At 70.5% G+C, this 16828-nt stretch carries 17 protein-coding genes; 11 read left to right on the forward strand and 6 right to left on the reverse strand.

Annotated elements, in window-relative coordinates; all coding sequences use genetic code 11:
- Nucleotides 1–23: 23 nt before the first annotated feature.
- From ACFVVM_RS11440 to ACFVVM_RS11455, 4 genes are all read left to right on the forward strand, one after another.
- Nucleotides 24–230 carry a hypothetical protein gene (locus ACFVVM_RS11440; RefSeq protein WP_387616255.1) on the forward strand — a complete coding sequence of 69 codons (207 nt, stop codon included), beginning with the start codon at nucleotides 24–26 and terminating at the stop codon, nucleotides 228–230.
- Nucleotides 231–314: 84 nt separating this feature from the next.
- The gene (locus ACFVVM_RS11445) at nucleotides 315–1211 is read left to right on the forward strand and encodes a tat pathway signal sequence (protein ID WP_387616840.1); all 897 of its coding nucleotides are present in this window, start codon (nucleotides 315–317) and stop codon (nucleotides 1209–1211) included.
- A gap of 134 nt (nucleotides 1212–1345) precedes the next feature.
- On the forward strand, nucleotides 1346–2764 hold the full coding sequence (locus tag ACFVVM_RS11450) for an NAD(P)/FAD-dependent oxidoreductase (RefSeq protein ID WP_387616257.1): 1419 nt from the start codon (nucleotides 1346–1348) through the stop codon (nucleotides 2762–2764).
- Nucleotides 2765–2933: 169 nt separating this feature from the next.
- Nucleotides 2934–3743 carry a hypothetical protein gene (locus ACFVVM_RS11455; protein WP_387616259.1) on the forward strand — a complete coding sequence of 270 codons (810 nt, stop codon included), beginning with the start codon at nucleotides 2934–2936 and terminating at the stop codon, nucleotides 3741–3743.
- A 212-nt stretch (nucleotides 3744–3955) separates the two neighbouring features.
- Here the strand turns inward: ACFVVM_RS11455 and ACFVVM_RS11460 are convergent, their stop codons facing one another.
- The 4 genes from ACFVVM_RS11460 to ACFVVM_RS11475 form a co-directional block, all read right to left on the reverse strand.
- Nucleotides 3956–4627 carry an urease accessory protein UreD gene (locus ACFVVM_RS11460; RefSeq protein ID WP_387616261.1) on the reverse strand — a complete coding sequence of 224 codons (672 nt, stop codon included), beginning with the start codon at nucleotides 4625–4627 and terminating at the stop codon, nucleotides 3956–3958.
- The gene (gene ureG / locus ACFVVM_RS11465; protein ID WP_387616263.1) at nucleotides 4617–5324 is read right to left on the reverse strand and encodes an urease accessory protein UreG; all 708 of its coding nucleotides are present in this window, start codon (nucleotides 5322–5324) and stop codon (nucleotides 4617–4619) included. The genes ACFVVM_RS11460 and ureG overlap by 11 nt, the downstream gene beginning before the upstream one ends.
- 26 nt (nucleotides 5325–5350) lie before the next feature.
- A complete protein-coding gene (locus ACFVVM_RS11470; RefSeq protein WP_387616265.1) occupies nucleotides 5351–6001 on the reverse strand; it encodes an urease accessory protein UreF in 651 nt (216 codons plus the stop codon).
- 251 nt (nucleotides 6002–6252) lie between these two features.
- Entirely contained in the window at nucleotides 6253–7740 is a 1488-nt protein-coding gene (locus tag ACFVVM_RS11475) for an MFS transporter (protein ID WP_387616267.1), read from the reverse strand.
- A gap of 91 nt (nucleotides 7741–7831) precedes the next feature.
- Between ACFVVM_RS11475 and ACFVVM_RS11480 the strand changes: the two genes are divergently transcribed.
- Entirely contained in the window at nucleotides 7832–8497 is a 666-nt protein-coding gene (locus ACFVVM_RS11480) for a TetR/AcrR family transcriptional regulator (protein ID WP_387616269.1), read from the forward strand.
- 115 nt (nucleotides 8498–8612) lie between these two features.
- Nucleotides 8613–9287, forward strand: a complete 675-nt coding sequence (locus ACFVVM_RS11485; RefSeq protein ID WP_387616271.1) for a class I SAM-dependent methyltransferase — start codon at nucleotides 8613–8615, stop codon at nucleotides 9285–9287.
- Between the two features lie 84 nt (nucleotides 9288–9371).
- On the opposite strand, the gene ACFVVM_RS11490 is transcribed toward ACFVVM_RS11485, so the two are convergent.
- A complete protein-coding gene (locus tag ACFVVM_RS11490) occupies nucleotides 9372–10595 on the reverse strand; it encodes a DUF418 domain-containing protein (protein ID WP_387616273.1) in 1224 nt (407 codons plus the stop codon).
- 139 nt (nucleotides 10596–10734) lie between these two features.
- On the opposite strand from ACFVVM_RS11490, the gene ACFVVM_RS11495 reads away from it, so the two are divergent.
- Together ACFVVM_RS11495 and ACFVVM_RS11500 are read left to right on the forward strand one after the other, a co-directional pair.
- A complete protein-coding gene (locus ACFVVM_RS11495) occupies nucleotides 10735–11136 on the forward strand; it encodes a DUF4440 domain-containing protein (protein WP_387616275.1) in 402 nt (133 codons plus the stop codon).
- Between the two features lie 113 nt (nucleotides 11137–11249).
- The gene (locus tag ACFVVM_RS11500; RefSeq protein WP_387616277.1) at nucleotides 11250–12236 is read left to right on the forward strand and encodes a zinc-binding dehydrogenase; all 987 of its coding nucleotides are present in this window, start codon (nucleotides 11250–11252) and stop codon (nucleotides 12234–12236) included.
- Between the two features lie 101 nt (nucleotides 12237–12337).
- Here ACFVVM_RS11500 and ACFVVM_RS11505 read toward each other — a convergent pair whose 3' ends face one another.
- Nucleotides 12338–13267, reverse strand: coding sequence for an SMP-30/gluconolactonase/LRE family protein (locus tag ACFVVM_RS11505; RefSeq protein ID WP_387616279.1), 930 nt, complete (start codon nucleotides 13265–13267; stop codon nucleotides 12338–12340).
- A gap of 78 nt (nucleotides 13268–13345) precedes the next feature.
- Here ACFVVM_RS11505 and ACFVVM_RS11510 point away from each other — a divergent pair, with 78 nt between their 5' ends.
- The 3 genes from ACFVVM_RS11510 (at nucleotide 13346) to ACFVVM_RS11520 (ending at nucleotide 16818) form a co-directional block, all read left to right on the forward strand.
- Nucleotides 13346–14227 (forward strand): LysR family transcriptional regulator, encoded by an 882-nt coding sequence (locus ACFVVM_RS11510; RefSeq protein ID WP_387616281.1) that lies wholly within the window; start codon nucleotides 13346–13348, stop codon nucleotides 14225–14227.
- 101 nt (nucleotides 14228–14328) lie between these two features.
- Nucleotides 14329–15558 (forward strand): cytochrome P450, encoded by a 1230-nt coding sequence (locus tag ACFVVM_RS11515; RefSeq protein WP_387616283.1) that lies wholly within the window; start codon nucleotides 14329–14331, stop codon nucleotides 15556–15558.
- Between the two features lie 123 nt (nucleotides 15559–15681).
- Nucleotides 15682–16818, forward strand: coding sequence for an ABC transporter ATP-binding protein (locus ACFVVM_RS11520; protein WP_387616285.1), 1137 nt, complete (start codon nucleotides 15682–15684; stop codon nucleotides 16816–16818).
- Nucleotides 16819–16828 lie beyond the last annotated feature (10 nt).

A 16828-nucleotide genomic window follows, 5' to 3' on the forward strand; every position in this document is an offset into this window, starting at 1 on the left:
GGCGAAAGGCTGGTTTTCGGTTCATGATCGCGCAGGTGATTCCCTTGGTTCCCGACGGCGGATTCGTCGTCCGACGGGCGGGCGCCCGCTGGGAGTTGATCAATTCCCGACGCTACGGACCCGATCAGGTACTGCACGTGTGGCCGCTGGACCGGCACGGCGAGGCGTTCGAACACTGCCATCGACTCAACGGCTGCCCCATCGCGACACCGCACGCCGCCCATCACTGAGCGCAATTGCGATGCGGCGCAAGGGCGCTTGTAACACAGTCCGGTTGCCAGCTCAAGTAGTGCGCTCGAGCGCGCGGTGTGCGAGTGTGGTCCCTCGTGCGTGACCGTTCCCCCGCCACCCGCGTCGTTTCCCGGGTCGCTGCAACCGCCTGCCTGCTCGCCGCCGCGGCCGTCCTCACCCCGGGCGTCCCCGTCCTGGTGAGTCAGGCCCAGGCCGCTCCCCCCGCGCTGACCCAGGCGTGCCTACCCGGCTTCGACTGCGACATGAGTTCCCGGATAGCCCGGGTGAACTCCTATCTCGCCGGTCGGCCCGGTGTGGTCGGCTACGTGCTGCGCGACCGCCAGACCGGCGGCATCTACGCCAACGAACACGCCGAGAACCAGGTGTGGACCGCCTCCACGATCAAGCTGGCCATCGCCGCCGACCTGCTCAACCGGGCCAGGGTCGGCGCCATCGGCCTGTCCCCCGACGACCGCCACAACATCGAGGCGATGCTGGCCACCTCCAACGATCACGCCGCCGACGTGCTGTGGAACAAGTACATCGGCTTCGACCGCCTGGCCTACAACAACGCCTTCCGCGCCTACGGCATGACCAGCCTGATCCCGCAGCCGACCAACACCGCGCTGTTCCCGGACTGGTCGTTCCAGAAGTGCACCGCCGCCGATCTGGACCGGCTGATGAACACCATCCTCGACACCATGCACCCCGACGACCTGAACTATCTGCTGGACCGGATGCGCTCGGTCGACTCCAACCAGCACTGGGGCGTGTGGGGCGCGGGCTCGCGGATGCGGCCCGGCCTCAAGAACGGCTGGTCGGCCGAGGCCGACGGCTGGGTGGTGAACTCGGTCGGCGTCGCGGGCGACGGTGAGCGCTACACCCTCGCCATCATGAACGCCCTCGGCGCCGAGGGTGGCTACACCGAAGGCGCCGCGACCGACACCAAGGTCGCCGAGCTCCTGCTTGCCGGTCGCTGAACGGGTCGGTCCCGTATTGTCGATCTTGTCGTTCGGAACCGGTGTCTCGTGACGACGCCGCTTGCGGAGCCGACTACGGTTGAGCCTGTCACCACCACTGTGGGGCGCACCCCAGTCTGTCGAGGAGCGAGGCGATGAGCACTCAGTCTGTCGGGAACCAGCGGCACCGTGTGGTGGTGATCGGTTCCGGGTTCGGCGGTCTGTTCGGCACCAGGCATCTGCGCCGGGCCGACGTCGATGTCACGCTGATCTCCAAGACCTCCACCCACCTGTTCCAGCCACTGCTGTACCAGGTGGCCACCGGCATCCTCTCGACCGGCGAGATCGCGCCCGCCACCCGGCTGGTGCTGCGCAAGCAGAAGAACGCGCAGGTGCTGCTGGGTGATGTCATCGATGTCGACCTGGCGAACAAGCAGGTCACCTCGCGACTACTCAACCGCGACACCGTCACCGCCTTCGACAGCCTGATCGTCGCCACCGGCGCGCAGCAGTCGTACTTCGGCAACGACCACTTCGCCACCTATGCCCCCGGCATGAAGACCATCGACGACGCGCTCGAACTGCGCGCGCGCATCCTCGGATCGTTCGAGCAGGCCGAGCTGGCGACCACCCAGGAGGAGCGCGACCGGCTGCTCACCTTCATCGTCGTCGGCGCCGGTCCGACCGGTGTCGAGCTGGCGGGCCAGATCGCCGAGCTCGCGGACCGCACCCTCGACGGCACCTTCCGCACCATCGACCCCCGCGATGCCAGGGTCATCCTGCTCGAGGGCGCGGGTGCGGTGCTCGGCCCGATGGGCCCCAAGCTGGGTGCCAAGGCGCAGAAGCGGCTGGAGAAGATGGGTGTGGAGATCCAGCTCAACGCCATGGTGACCGATGTCGACGCGCACGGCGTGGTCGTCAAGGACGCCGACGGCACCACCCGCCGGATCGAGGCCACCTGCAAGGTGTGGTCGGCCGGTGTGCAGGCCAGCCCGCTGGGCCAGATGATCGCCGAGCGTTCCGAGGGCACCGAGGTGGACCGGGCCGGGCGCGTCATCGTGGAGCCCGACCTCACGGTCAAGGGTCATCCGAACGTGTTCGTGGTCGGCGACCTGATGTCGGTGCCGGGTGTGCCCGGGCAGGCGCAGGGCGCGATCCAGGGTTCCACCTACGCGGCCAAGGCCATCAAGGCCGGGCTCAAGGGGCAGGCGCCGGCGGATCGGGCGCCGTTCAAGTACTTCAACAAGGGCTCGATGGCGACGATCTCGCGCTTCGACGCGGTCTGCCAGATCGGCAAGCTCGAGTTCAGCGGCTTCCTGGCCTGGCTCGCCTGGCTCGCGCTGCACCTGTACTACCTGGTCGGTTACCGCAGCCGCATCGTCACCGTGATCGGCTGGTTCGTCTCGTTCCTCGGCCGCAATCGCGGGCAGATGGCGGCGACCGAGCAGTGGATCTTCGCGCGGTTGGCGATCGAGGAAGTCAATGCCGACCGGGCCGAAGCCGACGAACTCGCGGCGCATCTGGGCGCACCGCCGGAGAACAACGAGCTCACCGAGAAGCGCGAGGTCGGCTAGCCGATCACCGTTCTCGAAAGGCCGGGTGGTTCACCGAACCACCCGGCCTTCGTCGTCGGCACGCACCACGATTCCGGGTTGCCCGTGTTTCGGACCCATCCGAGTCCGGGACCGGTCCGAATGTCGGAGGTCATATGTGTGACCAAATCCCCAGGATGAAAGGTGATCTATGGCGACGGGGAAACACAGGGCACCGAGCCCGCAGCGACAGAAGGTCGGTTCGGTCGTCGCAGCAGGCGCGGTCCCCCTGGTCATGGCCCTGATCGGCACGGGCACCGCGAATGCCGATCCCGCGCAGGCGGCGGTGACCCAGACCGAGCATCCGGCCGGACCGGAGTTCGACGCGATGGCGCCCAATGCCACGCCGTACGTGGGCCAGCAGATGCCGGAGAACACGCGCAGCTCGCTGCAGTGGTCGCGGACGGGACCGGAGACGAGCTACCTGTCCCCCGTCGGTCCGCTGCACGCGCCGACCGCGGTCGAGCCGGTGCCGCCGATCCTGCCGCCGCCGGGCCAGTTCCGCTTCGGTGACCAGCAGGTTCCGGTGCCCGACTTCGTCCCGGTGGACACCTCGATCCAGATCAACGATGCCGCCGCGAACACCGAGGCCAATCTGGCCACGTTCCTGGACTCGGTCGGGCTCGAGCGCAGCCGCTCGGACCGGATCGCCGCCGAGACCCTCGGATCCGCGGCGCGCGGGGCAGCCGTCGGGTCGACCGTCGCGATCCCGTTCGCGATGGCGGCGAGCACGATGGGCGCGGTCGCCGGTCTCGTCGCCGGTATCCCGCTGCTGCCGATCGGCCTGGTCGCCGGGCCCATCCTGGGTGGGATGGTCGCCTACATGGCGGTGTCGGTGCCCGTCACCGTCGTCGGCGCCGGTGTCGGTGCCGCGGTGGGCGCGGCGAGCGGTTTCCTCGCGCCGCCGCGCGCGGCCACGCCGGGCGAGATCGCCGACGAAGCGGTATTGGTCAACGCCTGATCCGCAGGTAGTACAAGTGGGAGCCGAGCATCTGCCCGGCTCCCACTCGTCGTTTCCGTCGGTCCGGTGACGGCACCAAAGCCGCGCGCCCACGGACCGCCCTGGCTCCGGCGAAGGACGAGCTCGGCCGGTCGAATGTCGTTCCGGCGGTGACGCATTCGATCCGCCGACACAGGCGGGCTCGGATCACCGGCGGGACCGTTTCGGTGGACTCAGCCGACCTGGACCGGAACCTCCGCACGCAGGCGGGAACCGACGCTCGTGGCGAGTGAGCCACCGGCGGCCAGGGGCAGTCGTACGGTATCGATGCTGCCCGACCAGGCGGGACGGTCGTCGGGGTAGACCAGTTCGCTGTCGAGTGCGCGGGGCGCGCGCAGGCGGTCGTCGGTGACCGCGCCCGTCCCTAGCTCGAGGCGGTGCCGCAGCAGGGGGATCTCGCCCAGGTCGGCGATCAGGTCACCGCGCCAGCCGCCGCCGTCCTCACCGCTGCGGCCGAGCTGTACCCGTTCGCGCAGCCGCAGGCGCGCGTCGGGGGCGAGCAGCACGGTGGACACCGTGTGGTGATGTGCGCCACCGGCCACGATCGTCGGCTCCGGGTCGAAGTCCAGTTCGGCGCCCTCGCCCACCTCGAAACGCCAGTGCGCCACCGACAACGGCGTCACGGTGCTCGGCAGCGCGATCGTCGCCGCCACCGAGCGGACCACCAGGCGCGCGCCGGGCCGCACCACGATGCTGATCTCGAGTTCGTCCCCGCCCAGCGGGGTCGCCGCCGTGCCGATCAGGTGGACGGTGTCGGTGCCGGTGTGCCGCCCGGCCAGGCCGCCGACCGCGTCGATGCGGGGCAGCCTGCCCGGGGCGGCGACGATGCGGAGTTCAGTGCGCAACGCCGGTGGCCGCGTCCTGCTCGGCGGCGACCCGCAGCTGCTCGCGCACCCAGGCCAGGACCGGGGTGGCGGCCGGGTCGTCGGTCAGCGAGATCAGGGCGGTGGGGCGGCCCTCGCGCACCTTCGCCGCATCGCGTTCCATCACGCCGAGGTCGGCGCCGACCAGCGGAGCCAGGTCGGTCTTGTTCACCACCAGCAGGTCCGAGAAGGTGACGCCGGGGCCGCCCTTGCGCGGCACCTTGTCGCCGCCCGCGACGTCGACGACGAAGATCTGCGCGTCGATCAGGCCGGAGGAGAAGGTGGCGGTGAGGTTGTCGCCGCCGGACTCCACCAGGATCAGGTCCAGCGGCGGGTTGGCCGCGACCAAGTCGTCGATGGCGTCGAGGTTGGCGGTGATGTCGTCGCGGATGGCGGTGTGCGGGCAGCCGCCGGTCTGCACGGCGGTGATCCGCTCGTCGGGCAGCACGGCGTGGCGGCGCAGGAAGTCCGCGTCCTCGGTGGTGTAGATGTCGTTGGTGAGCACGGCGAGGGAGAGCTCGTCGCGCAGCTGCCTGCACAGGGCGGCCACGAGCGCGGTCTTGCCCGAACCGACCGGGCCGCCGATGCCGATGCGCACGGCCTCACCCGGCGCGCGGTGCCGCTTGGGCCGGTCGTGGCTGTGATCGTGCGGTTCGCCGTCGATCAGATGGGGCGGCATGAGGACTCCTTCGTCGGTGGGATGGGTCAGGACGCGAACAGGGGCATGTCGCGGTGCAGGTGACGTTCGGCCAGCGCGTCCTGCAGCGGATCCGAGAGCGCCGCGAGGCCGAGGGCGGCTTCCTCGGCTATCCGGTCGCACAGGGGCGCGAGGCGCATGGTGCCCGCGGCGATGGCGGCGGGATCGAGCGCGAGCAGGCGTTGCGCGGCGGTCGCGGCGCCGGTGAGCGTCGTGTAGACGACGACGCCCGCGAGTTCGTCGGTGCGTGCGCCGGAGGCGAGGCCGACCATGCCGAAGACCGTCGACAGGTGTGGTCGTGCTCCCGCGGGCGCCCAATCATGGTGTGGCCACAGCTGTTTCGCCAGCCGCAGCAGGCCGCGCCCCTGTGCGCGCGAGGCCGCTCGTGCGGCGGGTGACGGTGTGCGAGCGTCGGCTTCGAGCTCGGCGCGCTCCGGGGTGAGCGCACCGCCGCAGATCGCGGCCGCCAGCGAGGCCGTCACCAGACCCGTGGTCGCGATCCGCCGACGCAGGTACAGCTCGACGCTCGCGTTGTCGCGCAGCAACCCCGACGAGACCGCTTCCTCGACCCCGCCGGAGTGCACGTGCCCACCGATGGGCAGGCGGGAATCGGCCAGGGCGAGCACTGTCGCCAGACCCGCCACACCCTCGTTTCGCATCCGCCGATCCTATGCAACGGAGCTGCGTACACGCCCGCTGAGGCCGCCTCAGCGACCCGCAGTGGCGCCCGTCACTGGGCCCGATGGTCGTCGGAGTGCGCGGCCGCGTGACCAGCTGGCGGCGCGGGGAGCTGGTCACGGGCGAGCGCCACTGGCTGATGCTCTACGCCGGTCGCGCAGCCGCCGTAGGCCGAGCGCCGATCAACCGGTCACCGCCGCGCGGCGGCCCAGGCCGACCGGCGACCAGCCGATCAGTGTCCGGAGACGGTCACACGCTCGCCGCGGGCCGAGCGCCAGGCCAGGGCCGCCATCGCGAGCAGCAGCAGGGCGCCGCCGGTCGTGGCGACGTGCATGCCGCTGACGAACGATTCGCGGGCGGCGTGGATCAGCCCGGTGTCGCCGCCGGAGTGGGCCAAGGTGTCGCCCAGTGTCTCGCCGAAGTTCCCGCCGGAGCGGAACACCAGGGCGGCCACCGAACCGAGCAGGGCCAGGCCGAGCGCGTTGCCGAGTTCGAAACTGGTCTCGGAGATACCCACCGCCGAGCCCGCGCGTTCGGCCGGCACCGCCGACACCGCCACGTCCGAGACCAGCGTGAACGAGATGCCGTAGCCGACACCCGCGATCGCCGACCCGGCGACGTACCACATCAGCCCGCCGTCGACCCCGACACCGAGCAGCATCAGGTTGCCCACCGCCGAGAGCACCAGCGCCAGCGTGAACGTGGCCCGCACGCCCAGCCGCAGGCCGATCCTGGCGCCGCTCATCGAGCAGACGAACACCGCGATCGCCATCGGAATGCCCAGCAGCGCGGCCTGCAGCGCGTCACGCCCGGTGACCGACTGCAGGTACACGCTGGTGAGGTAGCTCAGCGCGGCCAGCGACATCATCCCGGCCATGCTCGCCCCGATCGCCACCCGGAACAGCGGCCGGGTGAACAGGCTCAGATCCAGCAGCGGCTCACTGAGCCCGCGCTGCCTGCGCACGAACACCACCAGCAGCGCGACGCCGAGCGCGGCGATCAGCAGCGAGACCGGGTCGAAGCCCTCGGCCGCGATGTGCTTGATGCCGTAGATCAGCGGCAGGATGCCGCCGATGGAGAGGGCGACGCTGGGCAGGTCGATCGGCCCGAGCGCGGCGGAGCGGTGTTCGGGCAGCAGCAGCGGCCCGAACAGCAGCAGGATCGCCAGCACGGGAATGTTGATCAGGAAGACCGAGCCCCACCAGAAGTGGTGCAGCAGTACGCCACCGATGATCGGCCCGACCGCCGAGCCGCCGGCGAAGAAGGCGGTCCAGATGCCGATCGCGGTCGCGCGCTGCCGGACGTCGGGGAACAGGTTCGAGATCAGCGCCAGGCTCGACGGCAGCAGGGTCGCGCCACCGATGCCCATCAGCACGCGCGCGGCGATGAGGACCGCCGAGCTGGGCGCGAACGCGGCGAGCACCGAGGCCAGGCCGAAGACCGCCGCGCCCGCGAGCAGGATGTTGCGCCTGCCGATCCGGTCGCCGAGATTGCCCATGGTGATGAGCAGGCCTGCCAGCATGAACCCGTAGATGTCGAGGATCCAGAGCTGTTGGGCGGCACTGGGATCCAGATCCGCCGTGAGCGTCGGCATGGCGAGGAACAGCACCGAGATGTCCATCGACACCAGCAGCACCGGCAACAACAGCACGCCCAGCCCGAGCCACGCGCGGCGTCCACCGGCGGCCGCGGTGGGCAGCGCCGGTTCCAGCTTCGTCATTCCGACATCCTTCCAGGGGTTTGCGTACGCCGTACGCAGGGAATGGGTACAGTGTACGCATGAATGGGGAAAACGGAAAGTGAGTCATGGGATGACTGACGCGAAGCTCACCCGAGCCGCGATCGTCGACGCCGCGATCGCCCTCGCCGACGCCGACGGCCTCGACGCGGTGTCGATGCGCCGCATCGCCGACCGGCTCGAGGTCGGCACCATGTCGCTGTATCGGCATGTGGCGAACAAGGACGAGCTGATCGCGGAGATGACCGACGAGATCGCCGCCCACCACCCCTACCCCGACCCCACCGGCCAGGGCTGGACGTGGCGGGACCGGGTCCGCATCGCGGCCGAGATCGATTGGCAGCTCTACCAGCGCCATCCCTGGGTCCTGCTCACCTTCGCGGTCCCTCGCTACAGCTTCGGCCCGCAGGGGCTGGCCAGCCTCGCCTGGCTGGTCGAGGGTCTGCGCGAGCTCGACGTCTCCGCCCGCGAGGCCACCACCATGGCGTTCACGGTCTGGAACTACATCTCCGGCGCGAGCCTGCCGGTCGTCGGCGGTGCCCTGCTCGCCGAGCGCCGCACCGCCACCGACGACACCAACGGCCTGCGCGACCTCCTCGAAGGCCGCCCCCAATTCCCCGTCCCGCCCGCCCTGGCCGACCTCGAAGGCGCCGGCGTCAGCAACCTCACCTCCCAGGACCTCCTCACCCTCGGCCTGGAAGCCCTCTGCGACGGCTTCGCCGCCCGCGCCGCCCGCTGACGACCGAGATCATCAGGCTCTGGTGGCGGCATCGGCCGAGTAGGACACGCCACCAGAGCCTGGTGATCACCTGACCAGGACGCGCGAGGGGCGCGTGGTGGTGGAGACTGGAGGCATGACCGACGCGCAGACGCCCGCCGATCGTCGGCTGGCCGCCGAATCGCTGGCGGCGAACGATCCGACGGGATGGTTCGAGCCGCTGTATGCCGAAGCCGCGGCGGGGACCTCGGTGGTGCCGTGGGATCGGGACGAGCCGAATCCGCTGCTCGCCGACTGGCTGCGCGATCGGTCGCCGGCGCCGTGTGCGCGGGGGCTGGTGATCGGCTGCGGTTACGGCACCGATGCGGAATTCGTTGCCGCCCAGGGCATTCGCACCACTGCCTTCGACATCTCCCCCACCGCGATCCGTGCGGCGCGGGCCCGCTTCCCGCAGTCACCGGTCACCTACAAGGTCGCCGATCTCCTGCGTCCGCCCGCCGCCTGGCAGGGCACGTTCGACCTCGTCGTCGAGTCGATCACCGTCCAGTCGCTGCCGCCGGAGGTCCGCGCCACCGCGATCAGGAGCATCCGCGAATTCCTCGCGCCCGAGGCGACATTGCTGGTCATCGCCGACATCAGCACCGCGCCCGCACCGGGCCCACCGTGGCCGCTCACCGCCGCCGACATCGATTCCTTCGCCGATACCGATGTGACCCCGGTCCGCGTCGAACGTCTCCCCCGCGCCGACGTGCCCGGCCTGTACCGCTGGCGAGCCGAATTCCACCGCGACACCCAGAATGCCACGCAATAGCCGAAAGGCACAGCACCGCAAAAGTTTCCGGCACGCATGCTCGCGGCTGTCGGCCGGTGCCGAGGCGCTACCTGCCGGACACCGTCAGCTCTTCGCGGTCGGTGACTGCTCGGCGGGCCGACGCCAGGCCGGGATGCTCAGGTAGGTGGCCGCGCGAAGTACCCATTCGACAGGACCGTAGGGATGCCGGCGCAGCCACCAGGCGCTGAGTGCGAGCTGGGCGGCGAAGGTGAGCAGGCCGATCGCGATCACGCCCAGCGGGGCGATGTCGTCGGCCAGAGCGAAGCCGTACCCGGTGTAGACGAGCATGAGGACGACCGACTGCCCGATGTAGTTCGTCGCGGCCATCCGTCCCGCGAGGGCGAGCAGTGCGGTGGCGCGGGCGGTGCGGGCGGACTGGGCGGCGAGCACGATGGCGGCGATGTAGGCGAAGGTCATGGCCGGGTTCACCAGCTGCTGCAGGCCGGCGATCAGCGAGGGCGCGTTCCACCACGACATCTTGTCGGCGAAGGTCAGTGCCGAGATCGGCAGTCCGAGACCGAGACCGATCACCAGCACGCGCGGCGCCCAGCGGCGCAGGGTGTCCGCGTCGTCGAAGAGGTTGCGTTTGCCCGCGGCCATGCCGATCAGGAACATGGCCAGGCTCGGTACACCCTGGATGAACCAGATCACCAGGACGAAGATCGGCGCGAGACCGGCCTGGGCGTCGAAGGTCTTGGCGAAGCTGCCGGTGTAGCCTGCCGCGAGGGCGGGCAGGTCGATGATCTGGCCGAGCGCGAGGATGCTGCTGTTGTCGCCGGGCAGGAAACTCAACGCCGACCAGAGCGTGTACAACACCACACCGGTGATCACCGCGGTACGCGGCCGGAGTTTGCGTAAGGCGATGAGGATCAGGCACAGGAACGCGTACAGCGTGAGGATGTCACCGAACCACAGCAGCCAGACATGGACAGCGCCGATCACCATCAGTGCCAGGCATCGGCGCAGCAGCCGGCGCGTCGGCGCGACTCCCGCACGCCGCGCGGCGGCGATCTGCAGCGTGAACGAGTAGCCGAACAGGAACGCGAACAGCAGGTAGAAGCGCCCGGAGAAGAGTGCGTCGACGGTAGCTCGCACCACCTGGTCGACGGCACCGTCGAACCGCAACACCGGTTCGTCCTTGGTGCCGTACACCGACCACAGCGTGGTGGCCACCACCGCGTTGGTGACCAGAATGCCGAACAGGGCGAGGCCGCGCAGCATGTCGACCTCGGCGATGCGCCGGCCGGAAACGGCTGCGGTCGAACGGGTTCCGAGTGCGTCGGCCATGGGACAAGGGTAGGGACGCCGCACCGCTGGGGCATCCCCCCTGGGAGCGACTTCCGCGCCGCGAAACCCCTACGCACACCTCCATCCTGCGGCGTATTGACAGCGACCCGACCGGGTGCCTCGGCCTAGTATCGCGAGGATGAGCACTCCCCTGCCCCGACCGGAAGTTCTCGCCGCCGTGCACGCCCTGCACGAAGACCTGTCGACCTGGCTGGGTTCGGCCGCACCGCCGGTGGTGTTCGAACGCTTCGCCGCCGCCCAGCACCCGGCGTTCAGCATGGTCACCACCGACGGCGCCGTCCTCGACCGTGACCAATTGCTGACCGGCCTGCGCGGGGCCCGCAATGCGCAACCGGGCCTGGCGATCGAGATCACCGAGGTCGACACCGTGGTCGACGACGGGAGTACCGTCGTGGTCCGCTTCCGCGAGCGGCATCGCCTCGGTGCGGGCACCAGCGACCGGCGGGTGAGCGCGGTACTCGTCGAGACACCCGGCTCGCCGCTGAGGTGGCGGGCGGTCCACGAGACCCCCATCAGCTGAGCGGCCGGTCCGGCGCGCGAAACCGTACGCGTCCGACCGGCCCGCACCGGCCTCGGTGCACAATGGAACGCGAACGTGCTCGGGCGGGACTCGTAACCACCACGGAGGCGGACATGCAGGCTGTCGTCATCGACCGGTTCGGCGATCCGAAGGACGTGCTCACCGCGCAGTCGGTGCCCACCCCCGAGCCGGGGCCGGGTGAGGTACGGGTGGCGACGACGCTGTCGCCGATCCACAATCACGACCTGGCGATCATCCGCGGCGTCTACGGCTACAAACCGCCGCTGCCCGCGATTCCGGGCACCGAGGCGGCCGGTGTCGTCGACGCGGTCGGCCCCGGTGTCGACCGGGTCGAGGTCGGTCAGCGTGTCGCGGTCGCCGGTACCCGCGCGGCGTGGGCCGATTTCTTCCTCACCCGCGCCGAGCAGGTGGTTCCGATGCCGCCGTCGGTGCCGGACGAGACCGCCTGTCAGCTCCTCGCGATGCCGCTGAGCGCGCTGATGCTGCTCGACGACCTGCGGGTGGAGCCCGGCCAGTGGATCACGGTGAACGCGGCCAACGGCGCGGTCGGCCGCCTGGTGAACCTGTTCGCCCGGCAGCGTGGCGTGCGGGTGCTCAGTCTGGTCCGCGGCCCTGCCTCGGTGCAGGCCCTCGACCAGCTCGGTTACGGCCCGGTGGTCGACACCGAAGCGCCGGGCTGGGCCGAGCGGGCCGCCGAGCTCACCGGTGGCGAACCGATCGTGCGGGCCGTCGACCAGGTCAGCGGCCAGGCCGCGGGCTCGCTCATGTCCCTGCTGGCTCCGCGCGGCGAGCTGATCTCCTTCGGCGCTCTCTCGGGCAAGCCGCTCATCATCGATACCGGTGCCGTGATCTTCAAACAGGCTGTGGTGAAGGGCTTCTGGGGCCAGCAGCGCAGCGCGGAGATCGACCGCGCCGACTACCTCCGCCTGATCACCGAGCTCGTCGGCCTCGCCGCCGACGGCACCTTACGCCTCGACGTCCAGGCCGAGTTCCCCCTCGACCAGGCCGCCGAGGCCGCTGTCGTCTCCGAAACCCCCGGCCGCAACGGCAAAGTGGTCTTGCACGCCGGCGCTCGCTGACCCCGATCACCGTGCGGGGAGTGGACGCCCGCACCGACTCTCCACGGTCTTCTCGCACTCGGTCCGGCACGCGATCGCATCCGGTATCGCCATCCGCTCGCCTACCAGGGCTGATCGACGGCCACCGCGGTATAGGGCGTCTGAGGCCCGGGCGGCGTGGTGAATCGGGCGTTCGGCAGGTAGAGGCGGTCGCCGAAGGACGCGATGGTGGCGGGGATGTCGAAGCGCGGGTCGGTGATTCGCCGTTCGACGGTGCCGGTGGTTCCGGTGTGGTCGAGGGTGAGCACCGCGATCGTGTTGGACCGGTTCTCGACCACGAGCAGGGTGTCGCCTCGTGCGAACATGCCGTCACCGTCGGGCAGCCGCTCGCCACCGAGATCGACTCGCCGTGCCACACCGGTGGCCGGGTCGATTCGGAACAGCTCACCGGTCACCGACTGCACGACGAGCAGCCCGGCGCCATCCGGCGTGCGCACGATCCCATTGGCATTGAATTCGCCTGGCACATAGGCGATATCGCCGCTCAGTGGAACCCGCACCACCGCATCGGGCGTGGGCAGCGCTCCGTCGGGTCCGATCGGCAGGTGATAGAGCACCGGCGCGGTCGAATCGGTGAACCACTCGCCCTCGGGGGTGAACACCACATCGTTGACGAAGGTGTCCGGTGAACTCGCGACGGCATAGTTCGCCAGCACCGCACCGGTCCAGCTGTCGATGACCCGGACGTCGCCGCCGGTGCCGCCCGCGACGAACAGCCTGCCTCGGTCGTCGAGCCGTAATCCGAGCGCCGGTGTCCCCGGTCCCGGACTGAGGACATGCCCGTGCCCGGTCACCAGATCGGCACGATAGATGGAACCGTCAGCCATGGAGCCGAGGTAGGCGATGGGCAGCGTGCCGATCGCGATCCCCTCGGGCCGGAATCCGGCGGGCAGGGAGAGGGTGTCGGGGAACAGCGGTGCGTCGGCGGAAGCAGGCGCCACGGTCATCGCGACGCAGATCAGGGCCGCGCCGATGCCGAGAATTCGTCTCATTCGTCCATCTCACCGGCCGCGGATCAATGAATCCAACACATGTTTGTCACCGCACGGATCGTGATTCACGATGGATCGATGGAGCTCCAGCAGATGCGCTACGTCCTCGCCGTCGCCGAGACGAACAGCTTCACGAAGGCCGCGCGGCAATGCCACGTCGTGCAGTCGGCGCTGAGCCACCAGATCGCCCGCCTGGAGCGCGAACTCGGGGCGAAACTGTTCGAACGGACCAGCCGCCGGGTCCGGCTGACCCCGGCGGGCGCGGCCTTCCTGCCCGCCGCGCGCCAGTGCCTCGACGCCGCCGAACGCGCCGCCGCCGAGGTGGCCGCCGCGGTCGGTGAGGTGCGCGGCAGGCTCGCCGTCGGCCTGATCCCGACGGTCACCGCGCTCGACCTGCCCGCCGCGCTGCGCGCGTTCCGCAACCGCCACCCGCAGGTGCGGATCAGCCTGCGGGTCGGGGCCAGTGACGAGCTGGCCGAGCGGGTCGAACAGGGACTGCTCGACGTGGCCTTCCTCGGCCTCCCGGACACCGGTCCACCGCGCGGGGTCGCCGTGCGCGAGCTCGCGCGCGACCGTCTCGTCGCGGTGGTCGCACCCGGTCATGCACTGGCTGCCGAACCGGCCGTCGACCTGCACCGACTCGCCACCGAGGTCTTCGTCGACCTGCCCGCGGGCACGGCCGCCCGCGCCCAATCCGATCTGGCCTTCACCGCCGCGGGCCTCGCCCGTGATGTCGCGTTCGAGGTGACCACCGCGGACTACATCGCCCGGCTGGTCGAACAGGACCTGTGCGTGGCCATGCTGCCCGCGGCCTACGCGCCGCAGCTCACCGGCGTGGTGACGGTCGAGGTCACCGACGCGCCGACCCGGGTCGAGTACGTCGTCTGGAGCGAGTCCGGCCGGACACCCGCCGCCACGGCCTTTCTCGACATCGTCCAGGCCACCGTCGATAACGAATGACGAATCATCTACCACCACAACCCTTTCCGTAGCGGCGCTCCACCTTCCCGACGAGCACGATCCGCCGGAGTCCGTCAGCGCGAGTAGGTACCGTCGATGGCATGGCCGACCTCTCCGCTCCCACCCGCATCGAGTCCATCGGCGCCGACTTCTTCGACGACCCGCACGCCCATTACCGCCGCTGGCGCGCCGACGGGCCCGTCCACCGGGTCCGCTTCCCCGACGACGTCGTGCGGTGGGTGGTGGTCGGCTACCCCGAAGCCAGGGCCGCGCTGGCCGATCCACGCCTGCGCAAGGACATGGCCGGCGCCGCCGCGATCCTGGACCACAAACGGCAGGTGCCGCCCACCGATCCGCAGTCGCTGGCCCTGCTCACCCACATGCTCAGCACCGACCCGCCGGGCCACACCCGGTTGCGCAAACTGGTGAACAAGGCGTTCACCACCCGCCGGGTCGCGGCGCTGCGCCCGCGCATCGAAGAGATCACCGAGTCGCTGCTCGACGCGATGGCCGCCGCGGACGAGGTCGAGGTCGACCTCATGGACACCTTCGCCAATCCCCTTCCGGTGACGGTGATCTGCGAACTGCTCGGGGTGCCGCTGGCCGACCGCGCCGACTTCCAGTCCTGGACCAGGTCCCTGCTCGGCGTCGCCGGTGTGGCCGACGAGGAGCGCTCGGCGGCCGCGGCCGCGATGACCCGCTATCTGTCGAACCTGGTGCGCGCCAAGCAGTCCGAGCCCGCCGACGATCTGCTCTCCCAGCTGACCCTCGCCGACGACGACGGCGACCGCCTCACCGACACCGAGCTCGTGGCGATGGCGTTCCTGCTGCTGGTCGCGGGCCACGAGACCACCGTCAATCTGATCGGCAACGGCGTGTACGCGCTGCTGCGTGACCCCGGGCAGTGGGAGGCCCTGCGCGCCGACCCCGACGGGGTACCCGCCGCGGTGGAGGAGTTCCTGCGCTTCGACGGCCCGGTCGACATGGCGACGGTGCGCTTCACCGGGGAACCGGTCACCCTGGGCGGCACCGAGATTCCCGAAGGCGAACTGGTCTACGTCGCCCTCTCGGCCGCCAATCGCGACCCGGCCCGCTTCCACGACCCCGACGTGCTGACCCTCGACGGCCCGACGGCGGGACATCTCGCCTTCGGCCACGGCATCCACTTCTGCGTCGGTGCGCCACTGGCCCGGCTCGAAGCCGCCATCGCCTTCACCGCCCTGCTGCGCCGCTACCCTGATCTGCGCCTCGCACCCACCGCGGGCACCGCCCGCTGGCAGACCAGCACGCTCATCCGGGGCCTGCTCGACCTGCCCGTCCGCCTGCGCTGACCCGGCCGCCGGCCGGCTCGCCACCTGCCTCGATCGGCCGATCGGCATCCACTATCGCCACCGCACCCACCCGCGCCGCGCCTCGACACTGAAGCCACGAGTCCACCGGTGTGAAGGAGCGACGTGGCCCGGCTACAGGTCGACGCGGTATCGAAACGATTCGACACCGCCTACGCGGTACACGAGGTCAGCCTCGACATCGCCGACGGGGAATTCCTGGTCCTGCTCGGTCCGAGCGGATGCGGTAAGTCCACGCTGCTGCGGATGATCGCGGGACTGGAGGAACCGAGCGCGGGCCGCATCCTGGTCGACGGCGTCGACGTCACCGACGCCGCGCCACAGCGCCGGGACCTGGCGATGGTGTTCCAGAGTTACGCGCTGTATCCGCACCTGTCGGTGGCGCGCAACATCGGGTTCCCGCTGCGGGCGCGGCGCAGACCGCGGGCCGAGATCGCCCAGCGGGTGGGCGAAGTGGCGGCGACGCTGGAGCTCTCGGCGCTGCTCGATCGCCGTCCGGTGGCGCTGTCGGGCGGGCAGCGCCAGCGGGTCGCGCTGGCCAGGGCCATGGTTCGCGATCCCGGCGCGTTCCTCATGGACGAACCGCTGTCCAATCTCGACGCCAAACTGCGCAGCGCGACCAGGGCCGAACTGATCGCGCTGCACCAGCGCCTCGGCGCGACCTTCCTCTACGTCACCCACGACCAGGTCGAGGCGATGACGATGGCCACCCGCATCGCCCTGCTCAACGAGGGCCGGGTCGAGCAGTGCGGCACCCCGGCCGAGCTCTACGACCGGCCGCGCTCCACCTTCGTCGCGGGTTTTCTCGGCGCACCACCGATGAATCTGTTCCCCGCCGTCGTCACGGTGGGTGAGGACGGCCTGCGCGTGGTCGCCGACGGCGTCGACGCGGCGCTCGACATCCCCGCACCGGCGGACGAGTCCGGCACCCGCGCCGTGATCGTCGGCATCCGCCCCGAACGCCTGCGCATCGACCACAGCGCGACCGCGATCCGCGGCCGGGTCCGGATGGTGGAGAACCTCGGCAGCGAGGAACTCGTGCACCTCGACACCGGACCGACCGAACTGTGCCTGCGCACGCCGCGCCCCGCGCGGGTCGGCGCGGGTGAGGACATCGCGCTGCGCGTCGACCCGGCCGACATCCACCTGTTCGACCCGGACACCGGCCTGCGCCTGAGTTGGCAAGCGCCGCAACCGGAGCCGAGCCCGAACACCGACGCGCTCGCCGTACCGGCCGCCTGATCTTCCGCAC

It is taken from the genome of Nocardia sp. NPDC058176 (genome assembly GCF_042883805.1).
GTDB lineage: Bacteria > Actinomycetota > Actinomycetes > Mycobacteriales > Mycobacteriaceae > Nocardia.